Source organism: Bifidobacterium phasiani, assembly GCF_019331775.1.
GTDB classification, from domain to species: domain Bacteria; phylum Actinomycetota; class Actinomycetes; order Actinomycetales; family Bifidobacteriaceae; genus Bifidobacterium; species Bifidobacterium phasiani.
Genome location: NZ_JAHBBD010000024.1, coordinates 1 through 23,741 on the forward strand (window position 1 = coordinate 1; position 23,741 = coordinate 23,741).

The window sequence follows — 23,741 nt, forward strand, 5'->3', positions numbered from 1 at the left end:
GGGCCGGGGCGGCGGTCTCGGCCGCGGTGGCGGTGGCGACGGTGGCTTCGGCGGCCGGCGCGGCCTCGACAGTGGCGGCGACGGCGGCCTGCTCGCCGCCCAGCTCGGCGGCCGACAGCTTCCTCCTGCCGACGATCAGGGTCAGGATGAACGGCACGACGATGGCGACGAGCATCGCGGCGAGGAAGACGGCCCAGAACTGCGGCTTGATCGAGAGGATGCCCGGCAGGCCGCCGACGCCGATCGAGGTGGCCTCGACGCCGAATCCGACCGAGATCATCGCGGCGAGCGAGGAGCCGACCATGCCGCAGACCAGCGGGAACTTGTACTTGAGGTTGACGCCGAAGAGCGCGGGCTCGGTCACGCCGAGGTAGCAGGAGATGCAGGCGGGCACGTTGATCTGCTGGGCGCGCTCGTTCTTCTTCTGCAGCACGGTCATCGCGAGCACCGCCGAGCCCTGGGCGATGTTCGACAGCGCGATCATCGGCCACAGCGGGGTGCCGTTGTACTGGGTGGTCAGCTGGGTGTCGATGGCGTTGGTCATGTGGTGCAGGCCGGTCATGACCAGCGGGGCGTACAGGGCGCCGAACAGCGCGGCGAACAGCACGCGGACCGGGGAGAACAGGCCGGCGTAGACCACGTCGCCGATCCAGTTGCCGATGGCCCAGCCGATCGGGCCGACGACGGTGTGCGCGATGATGACGGCCGGGACCAGCGAGCAGAACGGCACGACGATCATGCTCACGACCTCGGGGCAGTGCTTCTTGAAGAACCTCTCCAGGTAGACGAGCACGAACGCGGCCATCATCGCGGCGATGACCTGGCCCTGGTAGCCGATCATCTCGACCTGGAAGAAGCCGAAGTCCCACACCGGGATGTCGGCCGGGTCGGTGGTGCCGACGGAGAAGCCGTTGAGCAGCTGCGGCGAGACGAGCGTCAGGCCGAGGATGATGCCGAGGATCTGCGTGGTGCCCATCTTGCGGGTGATCGACCAGCAGATGCCGACCGGCAGCATGTGGAACACGGCCTCGCCGATCAGCCACAGGAAGCTGTACATGCCGGCCCAGAACTGCGAGATGTCGGCCAGGCTCTGCGTGCCGTGCATCAGGTCGAACGCGCCGGAGTCGGTGAAGAAGTCGATCTCGCCGATGACGTTGCGGAAGCCCAGGATCAGACCGCCGCAGATCAGGGCGGGGATGATCGGCGCGAAGATCTCGCCGAGCGTGCCCATGATCTTCTGCGCGACGTTCTGGTTGGTCTTGGCGGCGGCCTTGACCTCGTCCTTGCTCACGCCCTCGATGCCGGCCAGTGCCGTGAAGTCCTTGTAGAATTCGGCCACGTCGTTGCCGATGATGACCTGGTACTGCCCGGCCTGGGTGAACGTGCCCTTGACGGCCGGGATGGCCTCGATCTGCTTCTCGTCCGACTTCTTGGGGTCGATCAGCACGAAGCGCATGCGCGTCATGCAGTGGGTGACCGCCTTGATGTTCTCCCTGCCTCCGATGAGCTCCAGCAGGCGACGGGCGTCGCCTTCGTATTTGCCCATGTCCTTTCCTTTCCGTGGCTTCCTTGCTCGGTGGGCGGCAGCGTCGGGTGGGTCCGCGCTGCCCACGGTGTCTCTCCGGCGGCGTTGCCTTGCGTGCGTCCCCAGTGATCCATCGCTTGTTTAAACAAGTATAGGAAACTTGTTTGAACATGTCAACGGCGTGTCGGGGAGGGCCGAGCCGCCCATGGCGCCCGTGGCCGCCGCCGTCGGCCGTACAATGGACGCACACGTTTGAACAAGATGGAGCTGCGCATGCCGAAGGCGAAGTACGACGAGATCTACCGCGACCTCAAGGAGAAGATCGAGCAGGACGTCTACGCCTACCAGTCGATGCTGCCGAGCGAGAACGCGCTCGCCGCCGAATACGACTGCTCGCGCAACACCGTGCGCCGCGCGCTCGCCCAGCTCACCGCCGACGGCTACGTCCAGCCGATGCACGGCCGCGGCGTGCGCAACATCTACCGTCCGGCCACGCAGGCCGCGTTCACGGTCGGCGGCATCGAGTCGTTCAAGGAGTCCGTCGCCCGCAACCACATGAGCGCGCAGACCAGGGTGCTCGAGTTCCGCGAGCTCATCGCCGACGCCCGGACCGCGGCGCGCACCGGATTCCCCGAGGGGGAGCGGCTGTATTACATCCAGCGCCTGCGCGTGCTCGAGGGCAAGCCGCTGATCCTGGACCACAACTACTTCCGGACGTCGATCGCCACGGGTCTGACCCCGCGGATCGCCGAACGCTCGGTGTACGACTACCTGGAGCGGGAGCTGGGCGTCACCATCACCACCAGCAAGCGCACGCTGACCGTCGAGCGCGCCACCGCGCTCGACCGCCGCTACCTCGACCTCAACGGCTACAACTGCCTCGCCGTGATCACCGGGCAGACCTACGACGACAACGGCATCCAGTTCGAATACACCCAGTCGCGGCACCGGCCCGACTACTTCCAGTTCCAGGACGTCGCCACCCGCCGGCGCCCCGGCGTCTGATCCGCGCCGCCCCCATCCCCCATGCCGTCATGGCGCGGCGGCACGGATCGCGGCCGTCGCCGGACCGACGCGCCGGACCGACGCATGCGACTCGGGGCGGGTGGCTTATTCGGGGCGTCCGACCCGCGGCTCGCTCCCTGCGGCGACCCGGCGCGTGGCGCCGTCGCGTCGGGGGCCGGGCCGGCGTCCGCCCCGCATCCCGCGGCCGCGCGCCCGCCGCACGGTCCCGGCGCCGCGCCGCGGCCCGGCGGGGGCATCGTCCGTTGTGCGTCGCCTGAACAAATCCGTAGACTATGCATAATTTTGAGATTTTTCAGGAAAGGAAGCACCATGCGACGCTCCAAGCTGGGCGCCGTCGCGACCGTCGCCGCGGTCGCGCTGGCGATGTTCTCGTTCGCCCCGGTCGCATCGGCCGACGACGCGGGCCGCATCGCGAACTGGACGGTCCATGTCTACCCGCAGAAGGACGGCACCAACCGCACCCTCGACGAGATCCTCGCCGCGATGAACACCGACGGCGAGGCGACGTTCGCCCCGGACAACGACCGCTTCGTGACCACCACCTACAGCGGCGCGGTCCCCGACGACGAGGCCGGCTCGTTCCTCGACTACACCGGCAGCCGCTTCGGTCTCGGCGACGACGTCTACGACCACTACATCCAGGCCGACGACGGCACCTACTACGGCATCACCAAGCAGATCCGCGTGAAGAACTCCTTCATGGCCGGCACCGCCTGGGGCGCCGCCGGCAAGCCGTACAGCGGCCCGATCTTCCTGAACGCCGCCGAGCCCTACGACATCGAGATGTGGACGATCGGCAACGCCATCCCGACCATCGACGCCAGGGACCTCACGATCGCCCAGGGCGACGAGTTCGACCCGCTCGCCGGCGTCAGCGCCACCGACAAGGAGGACGGCGACCTGACCCCGGCCATCCAGGTGGCCGAGAACACCGTGAACCCCGACGTGCCCGGCACCTACAAGGTCGTCTACACCGTGGTCGACGGCGGGCACGGCGCCTCCCGCAGGACCGTCGCCGTGAAGGTCGCCGCGAGGCCGGTCGTGGACGGCGCTCAGGACCTCGCCGTCGCCGCCGGCTCGACCTTCGACCCGCTCGCCGGCGTGAGCGCCGCCGACGCCGACGGCAACCCGATCGAGCTGACCGCCGCCGACGTGACCGGCACCGTCGACACGACCCGGCCCGGCACGTACCCGCTGACCTACACCGTGACCGACGCCGCCGGCATCACCCGGACCTTCACGCGCGCCGTCACGGTGCGCAACGCGCCGGCCGCCAGGTCGGCCGCGGTCGCCGTCGCCGCCGGCTCGGCCTTCGACCCGCTGCGCGCCACGTCGTTCACGGACGCCGACGGCGCGGCCATCGACCCGGCGAACGTGACCGTGGTGAGCGGCTCGGTCGACACGTCCAAGCCGGGCGTGTACGCCGTGACCTACAAGGTGACCGACCGCTACGGCGTGTCCTCGGAGGTCACGGTGGAGTACACCGTGGAGGGCGCCCCGGCGTCCGCCGGGGCGGGGGGCGCCGCCGGACAGACGGATTCCAAGGGGTCCGCGGCCGTGGCGAAGGGCGGTTCGCCCGCGGCCGTGGCGAAGGACGGCCTGCCCGTCACGGGCGCCGCGTTCGGCGTCGTCGCCCTCGGGATGCTGGCGCTGGTTGCGGCCGGCGGCCTCGGCGCCGTCGCGGTCCGCAGGATGCGGCGATAGGACGTCGGCGGGATGCGGGATCCCGCCGACGTGATTGGGGCGGGGCCCTCGGCGTGGACGTGCCGAGGGCCCCGCCTTGTCGTGGGCCGGCGTGCGCGGAGGGGGCGTGTGCGACGGGACGCGCGTGGAACGGCCTGCGACGTGCGTGCGGCGGCACGTGTGCGTGTGCGGGTCGGGCGGGCGGCGTGCGCGTGGACCGTCTATGCGGCGGTGGACCCGCGCACGATGAGCTCCGGGGGCATCGAGACGTGCGTGGGGTGCTCGGGGCCGAGCGCGATCAGCCGCAGCGCCTCGGCGACGATCTGGTCGAACGGCGGTCGGACCGAGGTGATCGTCGGCATCGCGGCGCTGGCGATCGACGAGTCGTTGTAGCCGACGACCTTGACGTCGCCGGGCACGTCGAGTCCCAGCGTGCGCAGCGCCATCATCGCGCCGAACGCGATCGAGTCGTCCTCGCACAGCAGCGCGTCCGGGCGGCCGAGCCGGGGCACGTCCGGCCCGCCGAACAGCCGCATCGCGCACTGGTAGCCGCGCTGCACGCTGCGGTCGCCGAACTGGTTCCAGCTGGTGTGCGTCGTCAGCCCGAACGAGCGCAGCTGCGTGTGGAACAGCGCGAACAGCTCGGCCGACTCGAAGGAGATCTCCTTACCGGCCAGGTAGGCGATCGAGCGGGCGCCGCGTTCGGCCAGATGCCCGATCGCCATCTGCATCGCGGCGTTCTCGTCGATCGAGACCATGCTGGAGTGGAAGGAGCGCCGCCGGCCGCCGACCTGCACGATCGGGACGTCCTCGGCGAAGCGCTCGAGCGTCGGGGCGAGGTCCACGCCGGAGGCGGCGACCACGATCAGCCCGTCGACGTGCCGCGCGGCCAGCGAGGCGATGCGGTCGGCCTGCAGCTGCTGGGTGCCGCCGATGGCGAGCAGCAGCTGCCGGTGCTCGGTGTCGACGACCGGTTCCAGGACGTCGAGCAGCCGCGCGCTGAAATGGTCGGTGGCCGAGGGGATGAGCAGGCCGATGGTGTTGGTCACGTCGCTGCGCAGCGAGCTGGCGGCGTAGTTCACCGAATAGTTGAGCTTGCGGGCGGCCGCGCGCACGCGGCGGGCGATGTCGTCGTCCTTGGTGCGCCGCCCGGACAGCACGCGCGAGACGGTGGCCGTGGAGACCTCGGCGAGCGCGGCGACGTCGGTGATCGAGCTGCCGTTGCCCGATGCGGTCGTCCGTGCTGGCATGGTTCCTCCGTTGCGGTGGTGGCGTGCGGTGTCGCGCCGGCGGCGTCGACGGGCCGGGGCGGAAGGTCGATCGCGTTCGATGGCCGGTTCACTTAACAGGATAGCGTTACCCCGCGGTGCGGGCGGCGGGTTCGCGTGCGCGGACGGCGGCCGGAACGCGGGCGGGGGCGCCGCCGTCCATGCGCGCGGCGCCCCCGTCGGTGTCCGGAAGGGCGGTTGGGGAGGGCGCGCCGCCGTCCGTTCGGGGCGGATGCGCGCGCCAGGTCACTCGGCCTTGATCAGCGTGGCGACGAGCTCGTCGGCCACGGTCTCGGCGTTGTCGCCGTCGATCACGATCTCGATCGTGTCGCCCTGCTTGATGCCCAGGCCCATGATCGACAGGATGCTGCTGGCCGGCACGCCCGCGGCGCCCGGGGTCTTCGAGATGGTGACCTTGCAGCCGGAGGCGTTGGCGGCCTGCGCGAACTGCGCGGCCGGGCGGGCGTGGATGCCGACGGGGTCGTTGATGACTGCGGTGCGTGTTGCGATTGCCATGTGACACTCCTTTGCGTCGTTGGGTACATGTGCTGCCGATGGGGCCGAGCCGGCCGTCCGGCGTGCCCCGTGGTGTTCACTATAGCACAGGAAACGCCCGAAATGAGCAAACGTTTACCAAAGTTGCAAAGCCAATTTTCGGGTGTATACTGACAGTCAATCAGAAAAGATTTACCCGCGATGGCGTGGGTATGTGCAGCGTCGTCCATCGGCGGACGGCAGACAAGGAGGATCACATGGAAATCAAGGGTGTTGGCATCGGTCGCGGCGTGGCGGTCGGCCCGGTCATCCGCATGGCAGCCCCGCTGGACGAGCCGAGCGACACGCCCCGCGCGCACGGCGTGACCGCCGAGTCCGAGATCGAGCGCGTCACCGCGTCGATGGCGCTCGTCAACGAGGACCTCAACCGCCGCGCCGAGGCCGCCGCCCAGGGCGACGAGGGCGCCAAGCAGGCCGCCCCGATCCTCCAGGCGATCGCGATGTTCGCCTCCGACCCCTCGCTCGCCGAGTCCATCAAGACGCTGATCGAGCAGGGCAAGACCGCCGAGCGCGCGGTGTTCGAGGGCTTCGCCGCCGTCGAGGAGGTCTTCAAGGCCATCGGCGGCTACCAGGCCGAGCGCGCCGCCGACCTGCACGACGTCGGCCAGCGCGTCATCGCCGACCTCATGGGCGTGCCCGCGCCCGGCGTCCCGGTCAGCGACAAGCCGTTCGTGCTCGTCGCCGAGGACCTCTCGCCCGCCGACGCCTCCGCCCTCGACCTCGACAAGACCCTCGCCATCGTCACCAGCCAGGGCGGCCCGACCAGCCATACCGCCATCCTGGCGCGCGCCCGCGGCATCGTGGCCGTCGTCTCCGCCGCCGAGGCGGCCGGCCTGGCCGACGGCACCACCGTCATCGTGGACGCCGCCAACGGCATGGTCGTCTCCGACCCGAGCGACGACCAGATCCTCGCCGCGGCGGCCGCCAAGGCCAAGGCGGCCAAGGCCAAGGAGCTGCGCGGCAAGCCGGGCATGCTCAAGGACGGCACGCGCATCCCGCTGCTCGCCAACGTCGGCAAGCCCGAGGACGCCGACCCGGCGCTCGAGCACGGCGCCGAGGGCGTGGGCCTGTTCCGCACCGAATTCCTGTTCCTGGGCAACGAGGAGCCGCCGAGCATCGAGGAGCAGACCGCGGCCTACGCGAAGCTGCTCGCGCGCTTCCCCGGCCGCAAGGTCGTCATCCGCATGCTCGACGCCGGCGCCGACAAGCCGCTGCCGTTCCTGACCCCCGAGGACGAGCCGAACCCCGCGCTCGGCCTGCGCGGCCTGCGCACGCTCCGCGAGCACATGCCGGTCATGGACGGCCAGCTCAAGGCCCTCGCCGCCGCCGACGCCCAGACCGAGGCCGACCTGTGGGTCATGGTGCCGATGGTCGCCGACGAGCACGAGGCCGCGTACTTCGTCGAGCTCGGCAAGTCCTACGGCCTGAAGAAGGTCGGCGTGATGGCCGAGGTGCCCTCGATCGCGCTGGTGGCCGACAAGGTCGCGCAGGTCGCCGACTTCGTCTCGATCGGCACCAACGACCTGACCCAGTACACGATGGCCGCCGACCGCACGCTCGGCTCGGTCGCCGCCTACCAGACCGCCTGGCATCCGGCGGTGCTGCGCGCGATCAAGATGATCGCCGACGCCGGCAACGCCCACGGCATGCCGGTCGGCGTGTGCGGCGAGGCCGCGGCCGATCCGGACCTGGCGGTCGTGCTGGCCGGCCTGGGCGTCAACTCGCTGTCGATGACCCCGGTGGCCCTCGACGACGTGCGCGCCTCGCTGGCCGAGGTCACGCTCGAGGAGGCGCGGGCCAGGGCCGCGGCCGCGCTGAACGGCGACTTCTACCACCCGGCCGAGTAAGGGCCGCCCCCTCCCACACGACGTTCCTTCCTCCCAGTTGCCGACGGGCGTCCGGTCTTGCCGGGCGCCCGTTTTTCCGTTGCCGGCGGGCAATGGCTGTGGCCGGCGTCTGGTGGTTGGCCGGATGGTCGTGGTCGTGGTGGGCTGCTGAGGCTGTGGCCGGACGGCTGGGCTGCTGTAGGCTGTGGCCGGGTGATCTGTGCCGTGGTTGCGGCTGTGGGTTGTGGCGGGATGATCCGTGGGCTGGTGGTCATGGTCGGTCCGGTGGTCGGCGTCCCGCAGGCTTTGACGGATGGTCTGCGGGGAATGGCGGCATTCCGCCCTTGTCCGCGGACCATCCACCAAAGCCTGCGACGACGGTCGGCGTGTCGCCCTCACGGCCGGCCCGATGCACTGCCGGTCGGTCAGCCTGCTCGTCCACCTGGCCCGACACCTGCCGCCTGGCCACCTTGCCGACCGCCCGGCCTGTCTGCCTGGTCCGACACCCGACCGGTCAGCCGATATCCGACCGTCCGGACGTCTTACCGGACTGACCGGCCGATGTCCTCCCGCCCGCCCGGCGCCGGACCTGCCCGACACCCCGACCGAACGCCGGGACGATCGAAGACAAACGGCGCCGGGCGGGGCATACTGGACCTATGAGAATCACAGCCGATTTCACCGAGATCCCGGACGTGTTCGCCAAGGCGGCGGATCCGGAGTACAAGACCAACGGCACCCCGGTGGTGTCGTTCCCCTTCTACATCGAGGACTTCGACAGGTCGCGGTACCACTACCTGCACTGGGAGTTCGTCGATCCCGACTCGATCCCCGTGTGCGGGTTCGAGTGGATCCACTGGTCGGTGGCCAACCTGCCGGCCGACGCGCTGATGTACGACTTCAACGACTCGCGTGCGCTGCAGGTCCCGCCGGACTTCTCCCGGCAGATGCCGGCGATGGTCCCCGAGGCCGTGCAGGGGCGCACCTCGGCGGCCTCGCGCTTCGTCGGCGAGACCGACCCGTCGGTCACGATGCGCTACAACGGGCCGAACCCGCCGGACCGCGACCACGAGTACTACCTGCACGTGTGGGCCACCGCCAGGCCGCTGCCCGGACTGAACCAGGGGTTCTGGCTCAACGAGCTCAACCATGCGCTGCGCGCGTGCGGCGAGACCCCGGACCAGGGCGGCATCTTCCTGACCGGCCGGGCCTGAGCGCGAAACCCCGCGCCCGTGCCGCCGCGCGGTGGTCTAGAATCGTGTCGGTTCGCATTCCGACGGCGCGGCCGCCGTCACCCCGGCGACGGGGACAGTCACATCGAAAGGAAACAAGGTAAGCATGGCCTGCACCACGATTCTGGTCGGCAAGGACGCCAGCTACGACGGCTCCACCATCATCGCCCGCAACGAGGACTCGGCCAACGGAGAGTTCTGCCCGAAGCGCTTCGTCGTCGTCACGCCCGAGGAGCAGCCGCGGCGCTACCGCAGCGTCCTGAGCCACGTCGAGATCGACCTGCCCGACGATCCGATGCGCTACACCGCGGTGCCGAACGCCGACCTCAAGGAGGGCGTCTGGGGCGAGGCGGGCGTCAACGAGGCCAACGTGGCGATGAGCGCCACCGAGACCCTGACCACCAACGAGCGCGTGCTGGGCGCCGACCCGTTCGTCGAGCTGCGCCCGGCCAAGGGCCGCGAGGGCGAGGAGGGCTACGAGCCCGAGGTCCCCGGCGGCATCGGCGAGGAGGACTTCCTGACCATCGTGCTGCCGTACATCCGGACCGCGCGCGAGGGCGTCGAGCGCCTCGGCGCGCTGCTGGAGGAGTATGGCACCTACGAGATGAACGGCGTCGCGTTCTCCGACGTCGACGAGATCTGGTGGCTGGAGACGGTCGGCGGGCACCACTGGATCGCCCGCCGCGTGCCCGACGAGGCGTACGTGACGATGCCGAACCAGCTGGGCATCGACGAGTTCGACCTCGACGACGCGCTCGGCGAGCAGGTGGACCACATGTGCTCGGCCGACCTCGGCGAGTGGATCGAGGCCAACCACCTCGACCTGGCGGTGGAGCCGGCCAGCCCGTTCAACCCGCGCGACGCCTTCGGCTCGCACTCCGACTCCGACCACGTGTACAACACGCCGCGCGCCTGGTACATGCAGCGCTGCCTCAACCCGTACGACGAGGTCTGGGACGGCCCCGACGCCGACCACAAGCCGACCAGCGACGACATCCCGTGGGCCCGCCAGCCGGAGCGCAAGATCACGATCGAGGACGTCAAGTACGTGCTCAGCTCGCACTACCAGGGCACGCCGTACGACCCGTACGGCACGCTCGGCGACGAGCGCACGCGCCGCATGTTCCGCACGATCGGCATCAACCGACAGAGCCAGCTGGCGGTCATGCAGATCCGCCCGTACCGCCCGCAGGCCATCCGCGCGGTGCAGTGGCTCGCCTACGGCTCGAACCCGTTCAACACGCTGATGCCGTTCTATGCGAACGTCGACGCGACCCCGAAGTACCTCGAGGACACCACCACCCGCGTGACCACCGAGAACTTCTACTGGGAGAACCGCGTCATCGCCGCGCTGTGCGACGCCGCGTTCGCGGACACGGCCAACGCCGTCGAGCGCTACCAGCAGAAGACCGGCGCGATGGGCCACCGCATGATCGCCGACACCGACCGCGAGGTCGCCGCGCTGTGCGAGGTCGAGGGCGTCGGGCCCGACGAGGACGCCGCCGACGTGCAGCCGATGGATCCCGACGGCATCGTCGCCGCGGTGCGCAACGACGAGGTGCGCGCCCGGCTGACCGAGGCCAACGGGCGCCTGGCCGATTGGCTCAAGGACGAGACCGACCGGCTGCTCGACTCCGTGCTGTACACGACGAGCATGAAGATGAGGAACGGTTTCAACCGTTCCGACTTCTGATCGGCATCGGTCGGAGTCGAACCGGTTCGGCGCCGGACCGCGCCGTGTTCCGGCGCACCCGCGGGCCCGCCCCCTGTCTCGGGGGAGGCGGGCCCGCGCCGTTCCTAGGCGGGCGGTAGTCTGAGTAGTGCAACTGTACGAAAGGACGGCAATGACCGGAATCGAAGAGTTCACCAGCCAGTACGGCCTGGTCAGGAAGATCGACGCGTTCGGGTACCTCGACTATCTGAAGTCCAATCCGGACGCGCCGCGCAAGCACGGCAAGGTCGTGCTCGTCACGGCGGACACCCCGCTCAAGGCCAGCCGCGGCGAGGGCAAGACCACGACGACGATCGCGCTGATCGACGCGCTCAACGCGCGCGGCATCGATGCGGCGGCCGTGCTGCGCCAGCCGAGCATGGGCATCACCGCCGCTGGCTCCAAGGGCGGCGCGTCGGGCGGCGGCAAGGCGTCGCTGACCCACCCCGAACTCATCGACTGGGGCCTGTGCGGCGAGATGGCGGCGATCGCAGCCGCGCAGAACCTGCTGGTCTCCTTCGCGGAGAAGGCCGTCGACGAGGGCCGCCTCGACACGATCCTGGTGCCGCGCGTCTCCGAGGTGCCCTCGCGCTCGCTGCGCCAGATCGCCGTGGACCGCGGCAAGAACGACGTGCCCGAGCGCGTGGTGCTCACCCCGACCTGCGAGCTCATGCAGATCGTGGTGCTCTCGCGCTCGATGGACGAGATCGGCCGCCGCGTCGCCGCGATGATCGCCGGCACCAAGGACGGCAAGCCGGTGGCCTTCGGCGAGTTCATCGACCTGTGGCGCATCACCAACATGCTGGCCGACGCGGTCAAGCCCGCCCTGACCGAGACGCTGAACGGCTCGCCGGTCTACGTGCACGGCGGCCCGTTCGCCAACGTCTCGCTCGGCATCCCCACGCTGGTCGCCGTCGAGATGGCGTGCGCGCTGCACGACGTGGTCGTCGTCGAGGCCGGCTACGGCGCCGACGCGGGTGCGCAGAAGTGGCTGGACATCGCCTGCCGCGAGTACGGCGCGCAGTGGCCGTCCGCCGCGGTGGTCGTGACCCGCGCCTCGACCTGGCGCGACGACCCGTCCCTGTCGTGGCGCTACCCGTTCCACGTGCAGCGCCTGGAGAACTACGACATCCCGACCTTCCCGCTGATCAACCTGTGGGAGGGCGAGGACGACCAGGTCGACTCGCTCAGGGCGACCGCCGCCGAGCTCGACTTCCGCGAGCCGATCGTCGGCAACCTGTTCCGCGACGGCGGCGAGGCGCTGGCCCCGCAGCTCGACGGCTTCGTGGCGGCGCTGGGGCAGTCCTCGTCGGCCGCGCAGTTCCACAGCCGCAAGGGCATGGAGCTGGTGGAGAACGTCAAGTGGATCGCCAAAAGCGCCTACGGCGTGCCGGAGGACCGCGTCCTGCTCAAGGACGGGTTCACCGAGTCGCTGGTCGCCGCGCGCGAGCTGTGCCGCGAGGCGGGCATCGCCATCGACGACCTGGCCGTCGTGGCGGTGAAGTCCCCGGCCACGATGACCGACGACGACACGCGGCCCGAGGACGAGCGCACGGTGACGCTGAAGAAGGTCGAGGTCCACGCGGGCGCCGGCGTGGTGCACGTCAACCTGACGACGTCGCTGACCACGCCGATGCCGAAGATCGTCTGAGCGCCCGGGCTCCCGGGCCGCCGCGCCCGGCGGGGCCGGTTCACGGGATCCGACGGACGGATCCTGTGAACCGAAAACGCTCAAAATACGCACAACGCTGTTCGGCCGGTTCGCGGTATGCCGCGGATTCGACGAGAGAAACGCACAAGGCCCCGGTTCACAGGATCAGACAGGCGGATCCTGTGAACCGGGGCCTTGCGTGCTCCGGGGCCGGTCGGGCCGTCCGACGGCGGTCGCCCGGCCCGACCTCGGCTAGAAGTTGCCGCCGTTCCACCCCCAGTCGGTGGTGGCCGTGTAGCGGATGTACGTGCGGTCCTGCGGGATGCCGAGCTCCTGCTCCAGCGCGGCCATGATCGACGCGGTCAGCCGCTCCCACGCCGAGCCGGGCACGGAGGACCCGAAGACGTTGACCTCCACGTACGCGGCGGGCTTGGAGTCGTCGCCGCCGAAGTAGATCGGCATGTTGTCCTCGAACGGGCACATCAGCCAGCCCTCGGACTTGCCGGGCACCGCGGTGATCGCCTTGCCGTAGGCGGTCTTCAGGGCCTCGCGCTGCTCGGGGGTGGTGGGCACGGAGACGTGGGTGTGGATGACGGGCATGATGACCTCCTTGGTTGTACCGCCTGCGCGCCGGACCGTCGCCGCCCGCGTGCGGGCGCGCGGCGGGGCGCGTCTCAAGGCCAGTCTATCCGCAGGCGCGGGCGCTCGCCGGCAGGGAACCGCGGCGATGCGTGGGAACGGTGTGCGTTTGCCGGGCCCCGGACCGTGGTCAGCGACTGCGAGTTAAATGGGCGGATGTGAGAAAACTGATTGAACAGCTTATGAAGTTCGGCGTGGTGGGCGTCGTCGCCGCGGTGATCGATTTCGGCGTGCTCAACATCCTGGTCGGCGTGTTCCACATGCACAACGTCGCCGCCAGCACGATCTCGTTCCTGGTGTCGCTGGTGTTCAACTACCTGGCCAGCATGAAGTTCGTGTTCAAGCACCGCGAGGACATGGCCCGCTGGATGGAGATCCTGATCTTCGTCGGCGCCTCGGTGATCGGCCTGTTCATGAACGCGGCCATCATCTGGCTGTCCACCTACGGCATGAACCACGACGCGTTCGTCTCACAGCACGCGGAGTACCTGCTGCGCACCAACATCGGCAAGGTTGTGGCCACCGTGGTCGTGGCCGTCTGGAACTTCGTGATCCGCAAGTGGCTGCTCGACGATACGCACACCAACGCGATGAACCGCCTCAAGCGCGCGGACAATCGCCTGACGCCCGAGCAGCTGGAGGAGAAGTGGCGCGACAGCTTCTCCCACCGCCTCGGCGTGTGGTCGCTGGAGCACACCCCCAAGGGCTGGCCCCGGTAGCGCCGCCCCGACGGTAGGCATACGGGCATACAGCATACGACAACGGCGCACGTCCGATATCGGACGTGCGCCGTTTCTTCGTAACGGGGCGGGGATCAGGGCTCGAGCTCGGTGAGTTCGGGCGTCTCGGTGCTCGCCTTGATCTGCCGGAAGCCGATGAACGCGATCGCCAGCGACGTCAGCGCCAGCACCGTCACCACCACGAACCCGCCGTGAGAGCCGAAGCGGTCGATGAACTGGCCGGCGATCGCCGAGCCGACCGACGAACCGATGGCGTTCATCGCGCTCATCCACGCCATGCCCTCGGTGAACCGCGTCGGCGGCACCAGGTGCAGCATCAGCTGGTTGCCGTTGACCCACGTCGGGGCCTGGCACACGCCGATCACCAGGTAGATGACCATGATCACCCACAGGTGGTTGGCGAACATGAACGAGCCGATGCCGATGTTGACCACCGCCAGGCAGAAGTAGAAGCGCTTCCACAGCGGGATCCGCCAGTGCTTCGCGCCGTAGACGAGCGCGCCGATCATCGAGCTGAACGAGAAGCAGGCGAACACGAAGCCCGTGTACTGCTTCATGTCCTGCTCGGTGGCGAACGCGATGATCGAGATCGAGGTGGCCGACTGGAACGCGCCCAGCGAGAACCAGGTGATGCACACGGCGATCAGGCCGGCGCTCAGGATCGAGGCCTTGCCCGCGCCGCCCCTGCCGGCCTCGCGCGCCTCCTCGCGGCCGCGCAGCGCCGCCGCCTTGGCCGCCATCTGCGCGCGGTACTCGGCGCGGGTCATGCCGGCCTCGCGCGCCAGCTGGGTCTGCGACTTCGGCTCGGTCGACAGCTCGGTGAGGAACATCAGGGCGCCGACCAGCACGCACAGCCCGGTGAAGGAGAACGACAGCGCGCCGGAGATGACCGCCAGCGTCGAGGCCAGCGGGTTGCCGACGACCCACATGCACTCGTCGAACACGCCGCACAGGCTCAGCGCCTGGTTCGTCTTCTCTGGGTGGCCCTTGAGCAGGTGCGTCCAGCGGCTGCGGCTCATCGCGCCCCACGGCGGAATCGCGGCCAGGAACGGCACGATGCAGAACAGCACCCATTCCGGCGCGTGCGAGGTGATCGCCGTCACCAGCGAGAACGCGGCGACCATCCACACGATGATCGTCGGGATCGAGACCTGGCGCTGGCCGAACTTGTCGACGAGCTTGCCCAGCATCGGGCTGGCGACGGCCAGCGCGATCGCCTGCACGGCGGTCAGCGCGCCGGCCAGCGAGTAGTTGCCGTAGTAGTGCTGCACGGAGATCGTGATCGTCATGCCGACCATCGGGAACGGCATGCAGGCGATCACCGCGCCGACGGCGTACCGGGCGGTGTGGGGGATTCGTAGCAGTTCGGCGTATCCGCCGAACACACGGCTGCCGACGTCCTTGACGCCGGCGATGACTTGGGAGGCCATGGCCGCTCCTTTCTGCTCACGGTTGGCGTGGGTCCCGTCGTTTTGCGTCACGGCGGGCGGTTGACGCGCCCGTCTCCGGGCATACGGGCATACGAGGGCCGACGTGCGTGGCTGGCTGGGAATCGGGGAATCGCCGGGGAGAATACCGAGAATCGCTGTGCCGGCGGTGCTGTGCCGTCAGGCGGTGCCGTTCCGCGGACGCGCGGCGCGGCGGGGACGCGCCTCCGCGGCGCGCACGGCGGAGCCGTTCGAATGCCTTGGGGTTCACTTATGGAAACACAGCAAGTCTAACGTTGTCCTATAGGCGACACGCTGTAGATTGGGTCGTGGTAACCGATTGTTCACACGGCGTCGCCCGGCCGTCGCGCAGCCGCCTGGCGCGGCCCGAACGACGGCCGCGGAGACGGCCCCGGACGGCCGGCGCCGCGGCCCGGCGCGCGGGCCGACGCCGACACGACCAGACAAGGAGACCGGCCATGCCCGCGACCACCATCCACTTCGTCCGCCACGGCGAGGTACACAACCCCGACCACATCCTGTACGAGCGGTTGCCCGGCTTCCACCTGTCCGAGCGCGGCCGCCGCATGGCGCAGGCCACCGCCCGCTACATCGCCGCCAGCCCGCAGATGAACACGGTCGGCGCGGTCTACTCCTCGCCGCTCGACCGCACCCGCGAGACCGCGCAGGAGATCCTCGACGCGCTCAACCGGGTCCGCGCCGACCGCGGACAGGACGCGCTGGAGCTGGTCACCGACCGGCGCGTCATCGAGGCCGGCAACGACTTCCGCGGCACGCGCATCGGCCACGGCGAGGGCGCGCTGTGGCGCAACGGCAACTGGAGGCTGGTCACGAACCTGTGGCGCCCCAGCTGGGGCGAGAGCTACCGGCAGATCGCCGACCGCGTCTCGCGGTTCGCCGCCGAGAAGGTGCGCGAGCACCAGGGCGAGCAGATCGTCGTCGTCAGCCACGAGTCGCCGATCTGGTCGTACCGGCATCTGCTGGAGACCGGGCACCCGGAGCACAACATGCTGCTGCGGCACACCGCGCTCGCCTCGATCACGTCGATCACCTACGACTGCGCGACCGGGAACGTGATGAGCATCACCTATGTCGACCCCGCGGCCGGCGTCAGATAGGGGCACAATGGATAAGGGAACACGCAGGGTCGCAAAGGAGCTGACATGACCTTCGAACTGGATGATGCGCTGATCGGACGGATCGCGGCGCTGCCCGCCGTCCGCGAGGCCGCCGTCGCCGCCGCCGGGCTGATCGCGCTGTGGCCGCTGACCGACGCCGCGCGCATGGACAACGACGCGAAGTACGCGGAGAACCTGCAGGTGCGCATCACCCGCACCATGGCCGCGCTGATGACCGGCGAGGACGTGACCGTGCCCGACGCGGAGTACGTGTACGAGGGCGCGGACGAGATCCCGGGCCGGCCGCAGCGGATCGTCGACGCGCTGCTGACCGCGAACGACACCTACGACGCGATGGCCGACTACTCCGAGACCGGCGACGTGCGTCTGGTGCTCGACGCGATGGACGCGCTGGAGGTCCATGCGGACGAGACGACGCTCGCCGGGGTCCGCGCGGTCCTGGACGCGGTCGGGGCGCGGATCGCGCCGCAGGCCGTGGACGAGGGGCGCGTGCCCCCGTCGGACGATGCGGACGAGATCGCGCGCCGCTTCGCGCTGGTCATCGTGGCGGGCGACGCGCTGGTCGCGCTGCTGTGCGACGGCGGGGACGCGGCGGCCCGCACGCTGCCGGTGCTGCTGTACGCCAACGAGCTGGGCGAGCGGCTGTCGGTGCCGCGCGTCTGCATGGGCGTCGGGGACGTCCGCGCGATGCTGGACGCCCGCGCGTCGGCGGAGGACCCGGCCGTCGCGTTCGCGGCCGCGCTGGCGCCGCTGGCCGCCGCCGAGTGGGCGCGGCACCGCGACGACGTGCTGTGGGACCCGGTCGAGGCGAAGAAGCGCGCCAAGGAGGAGGACGAGCGCAAGAACAAGGAGGCGCTCGCCGCCAAGTTCGCCCACGTCAAGGACGATCCGAACAAGGAGACCGTCGAGCTGTGAACGCCCGGATCCGTTCCGGGCAGGGGATTGGCGCGGGCTGTGCGGCATACGGCCGTCCACGGCCGTGGATGTGCCCGGGGCGTCGTGCGCCGGCCGCCCATGCTCGGGCGTCCGCTCGCATTCGGCGGATCCGTTCCTGATTTCGCACGGCGGCCGGGGAGCCGACCGCCGTCATCGTTGTCGATCGGCCTTTGCCGCCGGTCGGGCCGTCCGCGGCAGCGGGCCGCGGCATATGGCGGAAACGGGCCTGGATCCCGTATGAGGGCGTGGTGGGACCGAACGCGCGCATCCCGAGCGGTCGGGATGCGCGCGTTTTCGTCGGCGATGCGGCGACTATATCGATTATGTGTAGCGGATATGCGGGTGTGCGGACACCCAACTGCGTTAGGTGAGGCATCCGATGGGGGATAGTCGGAGTATCCGTGGCGGTATTCCGCCAGTCGTACTCCGGATGGCCGGGTTTTGGTGCCTCACCTAATGCAGTTGGGTGTCTGCAGGGGGCCATATCCGCCACATCTAGTGCAGATACCGTGGAATTCGGGTATCAGCTTGGGCGTCCGGGCGCCGTCTCCGGGTTGAAGGCCGCTTATGCGGGCGCACGGCGTGTTGGGCGGTCGTGCTGTGCGTGCGTCTTGTGTGAGTGTGCTGTGCGGGCATGTTGCGCGGGTGTGCTGTGCGGTCGTGTTGCGTGTGCGTGTTGTGCGGGCGTGCTGCGTGGTCGTCTTGTGCGTGCGTGCCGTGCGGGCGATGGCAGCGTCGATGAGGTCACCGTGGTTCCGGGCGTTTGTGTGTGCGTGCCGCGTGGGTGTGCTGCGTATGCGTCTTACCGCGGGCGCGCTGTGCTGTCGTGGGCGCGCTATGCTGTCGTGGGCGCTCGTGTCCCATTGGTTGCCGTTGCCCCACGTGCGTCTTGCACGGTCGTGCTGTGCGTGTGTGTTGTGTGGGCATGCCGTGCGGACGTGCCGTGCGGTTGTGCTGTGCAGGCGTCTTGTGTGGGCATGCCGTGCGGACGGCGGTCGCCTTCCACCTAGGCGTCGGTTCGGTAGCACTTGCGGCGGCACGTGTGCTACCGAACCGACGTTGGGGATCGCCCAGCGTCTGCTAAAACGCAGTCGTCTCGTTGTTTATCAACCAAAACCGACGTTAGCGACTGAACTGGGAAGAATGGAGCCTGCCGTCGGGGCATCAGACGGGCCGGCTGTCGTCATACCCCCGGTATAGATGGGCCTTGCTGTCGTCATACCCTCGGTATAGATGTGCCCTGCTGTCGTCACACCCCGGTGTAGATGCTCTGCTGTCGCCATACCCCGGTGTAGACGGGCCTTGCCGTCGGGGCGTCGGTTGAGCCCGCTCGTCGCCGCACATCCGGCATGGATAGGCCCTGACGCCGGAGCGCCAGGGCCTGGTTTCAGTTTTGTGTTTCAGGTTCGGGCGTCAGGCCCGGGCGTCGCCGTAGGGCGACTGGCCGCCGTCCTCGGCCGGCTGCTGCGGCTCCTGGTACTGCGCGGGCTGCGCAGGCTGTGTCGGTTGCGCGGGCTGGGAGGGCTGCTGGGCATACCCCTGCCCGTAGGTCGGCTGCCCATACGCCGGCTGGGCGTACGTCGGCTGGCCGTAGCCTCCCTGGTATCCGGCACCCTGCGCGCCGGTCGTGCCCTGGGGCGCCGCGCCCGGCGCCTGGTAGCCGGCGTAGCCGTTCGGCTGGTACGGCTGCTGGGGCTGCTGGTACGGATTCCGCTGGTTCGCCGCCGCATAGGCGTTGGCCCCGGCGTACGGCGCGCCGCCCTCGGGCCTGTCGAACCGGGCGCCCTCGGGCTTGCTCGCCATGGCGAACAGCACGATGTCGAGCACGCACCCGACCACGACCAGCAGCAGGCCGATGAACGACATCGCCGCGGAACCGCCCATGCCGCCGTTGTAGTAGCCGTAGTAGGTCGAGTACATGGCGGAGTACACGACCGACGCACCGCCGAACGCCGCCAGCACGAAGCCGAGCATGATCAGGCCGTACGGCAGCAGCAGCCACGGTCCCGGCTTGTCGGTGTCGTGCAGACGGCGCACGCTCAACGCCAGCATCGGCACGACGGTCGCCAGCGACCAGAGCGTGTTCAGCAGCGAGAAGAACCCGCCGTCGGTGATCTCGCGGAGCAGGTTGAACGCGAAGCTCACCAGGAACATGAACAGGAACACCCACCAGTACTCGCCGCGGGAGGCGCGGCCCGAGAAGACCGCGTACTTCTTGAAGAACCGGACGACGGCGTTGCCGAACGAGATGCCGTACCACGGCATCCACAGCGGCGGCTCGTTGCCTGCGCCGTTGTCGCTGCCGCCCGTATACGACGGCGCGGCGCCGGCGTACGGCTGCGTGAACGGGTTGCCGGACGGCTGCTGGCCCTGCTGGGGCTGCTGGGCGTACTGCGGGCTGCTGTATTGCGGGGCGCCGTATTGCGGGGCGTTGTACTGCGGGGTGCCGTACGGGTTCGCGGGCTGACCGGCGGGCGCGTCGTACCGCGGGGTCTCGCCGGCGCCGTACTGCGGTGCGGGCTGGTCGCCCTGGCCGTTCTGGCCGCCCGTTCCGGTGAACGGATTGCTGTCGGACATCTTGCTTCTCCCTTTCGATCAATCGGATGACGCATTCATTATCGGGCAAACGCCGTGACGACGACGCGGCATGTCCACGTCGCCGCCACGGCGGGCGGAGGCGCGTCGCGTCAGCGGTCGAAGCGCGCGCCGGCCGGGTTCGTGGCCCCGAGCATCAGCACGAGCCCGGAGATCAGGTAGACCAGGCCGCACACGGTGCCGATGATACCGGGGACGACGTAGAACTGCGCCGCCTCGACGATCTGCCGCGTCATCATCTCGGTGTCGCCGTTCGCGCCGATGAACGCGAGCGCGCCGAGGTCGTCGATCGCCCTGCTGAGGACGACGATGTCGAGGATCTGGGTGATCACGTACGGGATGCCGGGCAGGAGCAGCCACCATCCGGATTTGTTGGTGTCGTGCAGCCGTCGGATGCCCAGCGCGATGAACGGCACGATGGTGGCCAGCGTCCACAGCGTGCTGAGGATCGTGGGCATGTCGTCGGAGACGAACGACAGCGCGGAGCTCAGGATCGACAGGGCGATGCCGCACAGCACGAAGAACAGGATGATCCACCAGAACTCGCTTTTCGACGCGCGGCCGGTGAACACGAGGTACTTCTGGAAGAAGCGGGCGATGGCCGTGCCGAACGGGCAGCGGTAGTAGGGCCGGTCGATGGTCGGGACGCCGACCGAGGGGTCGCCGGGCGCATAGCCGGGCACGCCCTGCGGCAGGGGAGCGCCGTACTGCGGGGCCTGGCCGTACGGGTCGGCGGGCTGCTGCCAGCCGTGCGCGCCGGCCGGCTGCTGGGCGTACTGGCCGTACTGCGGCGTCGCCGGATTCGGCTGCGGCGTGGTCGGCGTGGTCTGTGCGGTCTGGGAGGTCTGGGCGGCGTACTGCGGGACGCCCGCTGCGCCGGCCGCGGGCTGCTGGGTGTACCGGTCCTCCGGCGCGGCGGCCGGGGCCGGCTGGGCGTACTGCGGGACGTTCGGCTGCGGAGCCCCCGGCTGCGCGCCGGAGCCGGGCCGTGCGTCCGCCTGCGGATTCTGCGGGACGGGCTGGTTGGCGTAGGCGCCGTACTCGGGCACCTGGCCGTGCTGTTGCGGGTCGGTCAATGTTCTCCCCTTTCGTGGGATGGTTTCGCCCTCCCATTCTCTCAACAGGTTGGCACATTGTGCGGCTGGCGGGGCGGCCTCTGCCGCCATGATGCGGGCATGGGATGGTACCGTAATGTCAGAGGGCGGGACGACGCGGTCTGGTGCCTTCGGTTGATGGTATGTATTGAACCGTTTCAGTATCGTGTTCGTCGAGAGGAGTGAAGGAGCGAACGTTATGGTGACGATGAGAGATGTCGCCCGGGAGGCCGGCGTGTCCAAGGCCACTGTGTCGTACGTTGTTTCGGGCAGCTCCCTGATCTCGGAGAAGACGGCCGCCAAGGTGCGCGCGGCGATGGAAAAGCTGGGCTATTCGGTGAACCACACGGCGCGTGCGCTGTCGACGGCCAAGACCAATGCCATCGGCGTGGTCACGTCGTTCCGCAACAACGGCGCGTGCTTCGATCTGTCCGCCGGCGCGTACCTGTACGGCATCGCTGCGGCGGCGCGGCGTCACGGGTACGACACGATGTTGCTCACCGGCGACGACGGGGTCGAGGCCATCAGGTCGGCGGCGCTGAGCCGACGGGTTGACGGGGTCGTGGTGCTGGACGTGCTCATCGGCGACGCCCGGGTCGGCGCGCTCAAGGAATCAGGAATCCCGGCGGTGATGCTCGGTTCTCCCGCCGATTCGCAGGGGGTGGACGTTGTCGATTCGAACTTCGAGGCGGCGGCCGTCTCTCTGGTGGAACGGCTGTACGACCACGGGCACAGGTCGATTCTGTTCATCGGGTGGCCGGAGGCGGTGTACGAGCGGAAGCTGAACTACGCCGTGCGGTTTCGCGCTTCGCTGATGGAGGCGTGTGCAATGCGGGGGTTGCGCGTCGGTGCGGTCTATGCCCATGACGCTACGCTTGGCGCCTCGGAGGTGATTCCGCGGGCGTTGCGTGACTGCCCGTCGGCCACCGCGATGGTGATCCACAACGACGCCGCCGTGGTGGGGGCCCCGCAGGCGTTTGAACGGACGGGGATTCGGGTGCCCGCGGATCTCTCGGTGGTGACGGTCATGCCCGACCAATTGGGCGAGGGGATGCAGATTCCCTTCGATTCGGTCGGTATCGACGTGGATGCCGTCGCTTCGCATACGGTGGATCGACTGGTCGAGCGCATCGGCGATCCCGAGATGTCGGCGCGCGTCGAGCTGCTGGATCAGCCGATGCATGTCCGGGGATCGGTGCGTGCGGCGCACGAGGACTGAACGATCCGGCGGCCGGTAGACGGGAATGCGGCGCGGTGTACGACACGCCGATGAACTACATGATTTGAACCGGTTAAATCAAATCGTTGAACATAATTGCTGTTTCGGTGCTATAGTGTTTTTGAACCGGTTAAATAATATAGGTCAGGGGCAAGGACCGCCCTTGGATTTGGCACAGGCGTTTCGCGACGGCGCGGACGCAAGGCAGCAAAGGAGACAAGATGGAATCGAGTCGCTTTTCCCGGACCCTGGCGGCCGGAGCGGCCATCGTCGCGGCGGTGTCGCTGGCGGCGTGCGGCGGAACCGGCGGTTCCGCCGGCGTGGACGACAAGGTCATTGAGTTCTGGGATCCGTATCCGCAATACGCCGAAGGATCGGATTGGCATGAGTGGGTCGTCGACTGCGCCCCCGAGGGATACACGATCAAGCGTCAGGGCATGCCGCAGAACGATGTGCTCAACAGCCTGACCACCGCGGTCAAGGCCGACAACGCGCCCGATGTCGCTGTCCTGGACAATCCGTTCATGCCCACGGCCGTGGATTCCGGACTGGTCACGGATCTTGCGACGGCCGGCGTCGACGTCGATGGGTTCGATGAGAACATCGAGGGCCCCGGCATTGTGGATGGCGTGCAATACGGGCTGGCGTTCGGCTCCAACGCCTTGGGCCTGTACTATAATCCCGAGGTCTTGGACTCGGCCGGGGTGGATCCGGCCTCGATCACCGACTGGGACTCCCTGAACGCCGCCATCGGCAAGGTCGTGGATTCCGGAGCCAAGGGCATCACCTTCTCCGGCATCACCGGCGAGGAAGGTGTATTCCAGTTCCTGCCGTGGTTCTGGGGCGCCGGCGGCGACCTCTCTGAGCCCGAATCCCAGGCGGCCGAGGATGCGCAGGCTCTGGTCTCCGGGTGGATCCGGAACGGCTGGGCGCCGAAGTCCGCCACCACGGACAACCAATCCGCTTCATGGGATCTGATGCTCACCGGCGAGTACGGGTTCGCCGAGAACGGATCCTGGCAGGCCGCTGCGGCCCGTGAACACGGCTTCGGCATGATTCCGATCCCGGCCAAGGACGGCGGCGTCGCGCCGGTGGCTACCGGCGGGGAGTTCGCCACGCTGCCCTACCACAAGACCGCGAATGCGGAGAAGACCGAGGCCGCGGCCAGTGTCATCACCTGCCTGACGAGCGGCGAGAACCTGGCCAGGACCAACGAGACCATTGGCTACCTCGCCGCCACGAAGACGGCGCGCGAGACCCAGGTCAGGGAGAACGGCCTATGGGCCCCGTGGGTCGAATCCGTCGAGGGTGCCCGGGGCCGCACCACCGACGTCGGTCTGGAATACGAGACCATCTCGGCCACGCTGTCCGAAAACCTGCAGGCAGCGCTCAACTCCTGAACGTTCGCAACGCCGGCCCACATGGGGAAAGCCGGCGAGGGGCGGCGAGCCCGT

The 23,741-nt window shown here is 69.1% G+C and carries 18 protein-coding genes; 11 read left to right on the top strand and 7 right to left on the bottom strand.

The features are described from left to right. Positions 1-1,546, bottom strand: a 1,546-nt coding sequence (gene treP, locus KIH73_RS08995) for a PTS system trehalose-specific EIIBC component (protein ID WP_219082717.1), incomplete at its 3' end; no start/stop codon positions are given. Positions 1,547-1,786: 240 nt separating this feature from the next. Here treP and treR point away from each other — a divergent pair. Both treR and KIH73_RS09005 read left to right on the top strand, forming a co-directional pair. Beyond that, the gene (treR, locus tag KIH73_RS09000; protein ID WP_236022696.1) at positions 1,787-2,530 is read left to right on the top strand and encodes a trehalose operon repressor; all 744 of its coding nucleotides are present in this window, start codon (positions 1,787-1,789) and stop codon (positions 2,528-2,530) included. Positions 2,531-2,860: 330 nt separating this feature from the next. Next, positions 2,861-4,255 (top strand): immunoglobulin-like domain-containing protein, encoded by a 1,395-nt coding sequence (locus KIH73_RS09005; RefSeq protein WP_219082720.1) that lies wholly within the window; start codon positions 2,861-2,863, stop codon positions 4,253-4,255. A 200-nt stretch (positions 4,256-4,455) separates the two neighbouring features. Here the strand turns inward: KIH73_RS09005 and KIH73_RS09010 are convergent, their stop codons facing one another. Together KIH73_RS09010 and KIH73_RS09015 are read right to left on the bottom strand one after the other, a co-directional pair. Then, complete coding sequence (locus KIH73_RS09010; RefSeq protein WP_219082723.1) at positions 4,456-5,484, bottom strand: LacI family DNA-binding transcriptional regulator; 1,029 nt, start codon at positions 5,482-5,484, stop codon at positions 4,456-4,458. Positions 5,485-5,748: 264 nt separating this feature from the next. Further along, positions 5,749-6,018, bottom strand: coding sequence for an HPr family phosphocarrier protein (locus KIH73_RS09015; RefSeq protein ID WP_219082725.1), 270 nt, complete (start codon positions 6,016-6,018; stop codon positions 5,749-5,751). 236 nt (positions 6,019-6,254) lie between these two features. Here KIH73_RS09015 and ptsP point away from each other — a divergent pair, with 236 nt between their 5' ends. The 4 genes from ptsP (at position 6,255) to KIH73_RS09035 (ending at position 12,477) form a co-directional block, all read left to right on the top strand. Continuing rightward, positions 6,255-7,904, top strand: a complete 1,650-nt coding sequence (ptsP, locus tag KIH73_RS09020) for a phosphoenolpyruvate--protein phosphotransferase (RefSeq protein ID WP_219082728.1) — start codon at positions 6,255-6,257, stop codon at positions 7,902-7,904. Between the two features lie 638 nt (positions 7,905-8,542). Then, complete coding sequence (locus KIH73_RS09025; RefSeq protein ID WP_219082730.1) at positions 8,543-9,097, top strand: YbhB/YbcL family Raf kinase inhibitor-like protein; 555 nt, start codon at positions 8,543-8,545, stop codon at positions 9,095-9,097. Between the two features lie 124 nt (positions 9,098-9,221). Further along, positions 9,222-10,808: a C69 family dipeptidase gene (locus tag KIH73_RS09030; protein WP_219082732.1), complete on the top strand. Its 1,587-nt coding sequence runs from the start codon at positions 9,222-9,224 to the stop codon at positions 10,806-10,808. A 151-nt stretch (positions 10,809-10,959) separates the two neighbouring features. Next, positions 10,960-12,477, top strand: a complete 1,518-nt coding sequence (locus KIH73_RS09035; RefSeq protein WP_219082734.1) for a formate--tetrahydrofolate ligase — start codon at positions 10,960-10,962, stop codon at positions 12,475-12,477. A gap of 252 nt (positions 12,478-12,729) precedes the next feature. On the opposite strand, the gene KIH73_RS09040 is transcribed toward KIH73_RS09035, so the two are convergent. Further along, entirely contained in the window at positions 12,730-13,077 is a 348-nt protein-coding gene (locus tag KIH73_RS09040) for a phenylpyruvate tautomerase MIF-related protein (RefSeq protein WP_219082735.1), read from the bottom strand. 221 nt (positions 13,078-13,298) lie between these two features. Here KIH73_RS09040 and KIH73_RS09045 point away from each other — a divergent pair, with 221 nt between their 5' ends. Next, positions 13,299-13,835, top strand: a complete 537-nt coding sequence (locus KIH73_RS09045; protein WP_219082769.1) for a GtrA family protein — start codon at positions 13,299-13,301, stop codon at positions 13,833-13,835. A 95-nt stretch (positions 13,836-13,930) separates the two neighbouring features. Here the strand turns inward: KIH73_RS09045 and KIH73_RS09050 are convergent, their stop codons facing one another. Beyond that, on the bottom strand, positions 13,931-15,286 hold the full coding sequence (locus tag KIH73_RS09050) for an MFS transporter (RefSeq protein ID WP_219082737.1): 1,356 nt from the start codon (positions 15,284-15,286) through the stop codon (positions 13,931-13,933). A gap of 476 nt (positions 15,287-15,762) precedes the next feature. Between KIH73_RS09050 and KIH73_RS09055 the strand changes: the two genes are divergently transcribed. Next, positions 15,763-16,422, top strand: coding sequence for a histidine phosphatase family protein (locus KIH73_RS09055; protein WP_219082739.1), 660 nt, complete (start codon positions 15,763-15,765; stop codon positions 16,420-16,422). A gap of 45 nt (positions 16,423-16,467) precedes the next feature. Further along, positions 16,468-17,358: a hypothetical protein gene (locus tag KIH73_RS09060; RefSeq protein ID WP_219082741.1), complete on the top strand. Its 891-nt coding sequence runs from the start codon at positions 16,468-16,470 to the stop codon at positions 17,356-17,358. Between the two features lie 1,434 nt (positions 17,359-18,792). Here the strand turns inward: KIH73_RS09060 and KIH73_RS09065 are convergent. After that, the gene (locus tag KIH73_RS09065; protein WP_219082745.1) at positions 18,793-19,956 is read right to left on the bottom strand and encodes a DUF805 domain-containing protein; all 1,164 of its coding nucleotides are present in this window, start codon (positions 19,954-19,956) and stop codon (positions 18,793-18,795) included. Positions 19,957-20,066: 110 nt separating this feature from the next. Further along, positions 20,067-21,050 carry a DUF805 domain-containing protein gene (locus KIH73_RS09070; RefSeq protein WP_219082747.1) on the bottom strand — a complete coding sequence of 328 codons (984 nt, stop codon included), beginning with the start codon at positions 21,048-21,050 and terminating at the stop codon, positions 20,067-20,069. Positions 21,051-21,267: 217 nt separating this feature from the next. Here KIH73_RS09070 and KIH73_RS09075 point away from each other — a divergent pair, with 217 nt between their 5' ends. Then, positions 21,268-22,287 (top strand): LacI family DNA-binding transcriptional regulator, encoded by a 1,020-nt coding sequence (locus KIH73_RS09075; protein WP_219082749.1) that lies wholly within the window; start codon positions 21,268-21,270, stop codon positions 22,285-22,287. A gap of 221 nt (positions 22,288-22,508) precedes the next feature. Beyond that, positions 22,509-23,687: an ABC transporter substrate-binding protein gene (locus KIH73_RS09080; protein WP_219082751.1), complete on the top strand. Its 1,179-nt coding sequence runs from the start codon at positions 22,509-22,511 to the stop codon at positions 23,685-23,687. The last annotated feature ends 54 nt before the right edge of the window (positions 23,688-23,741 follow it).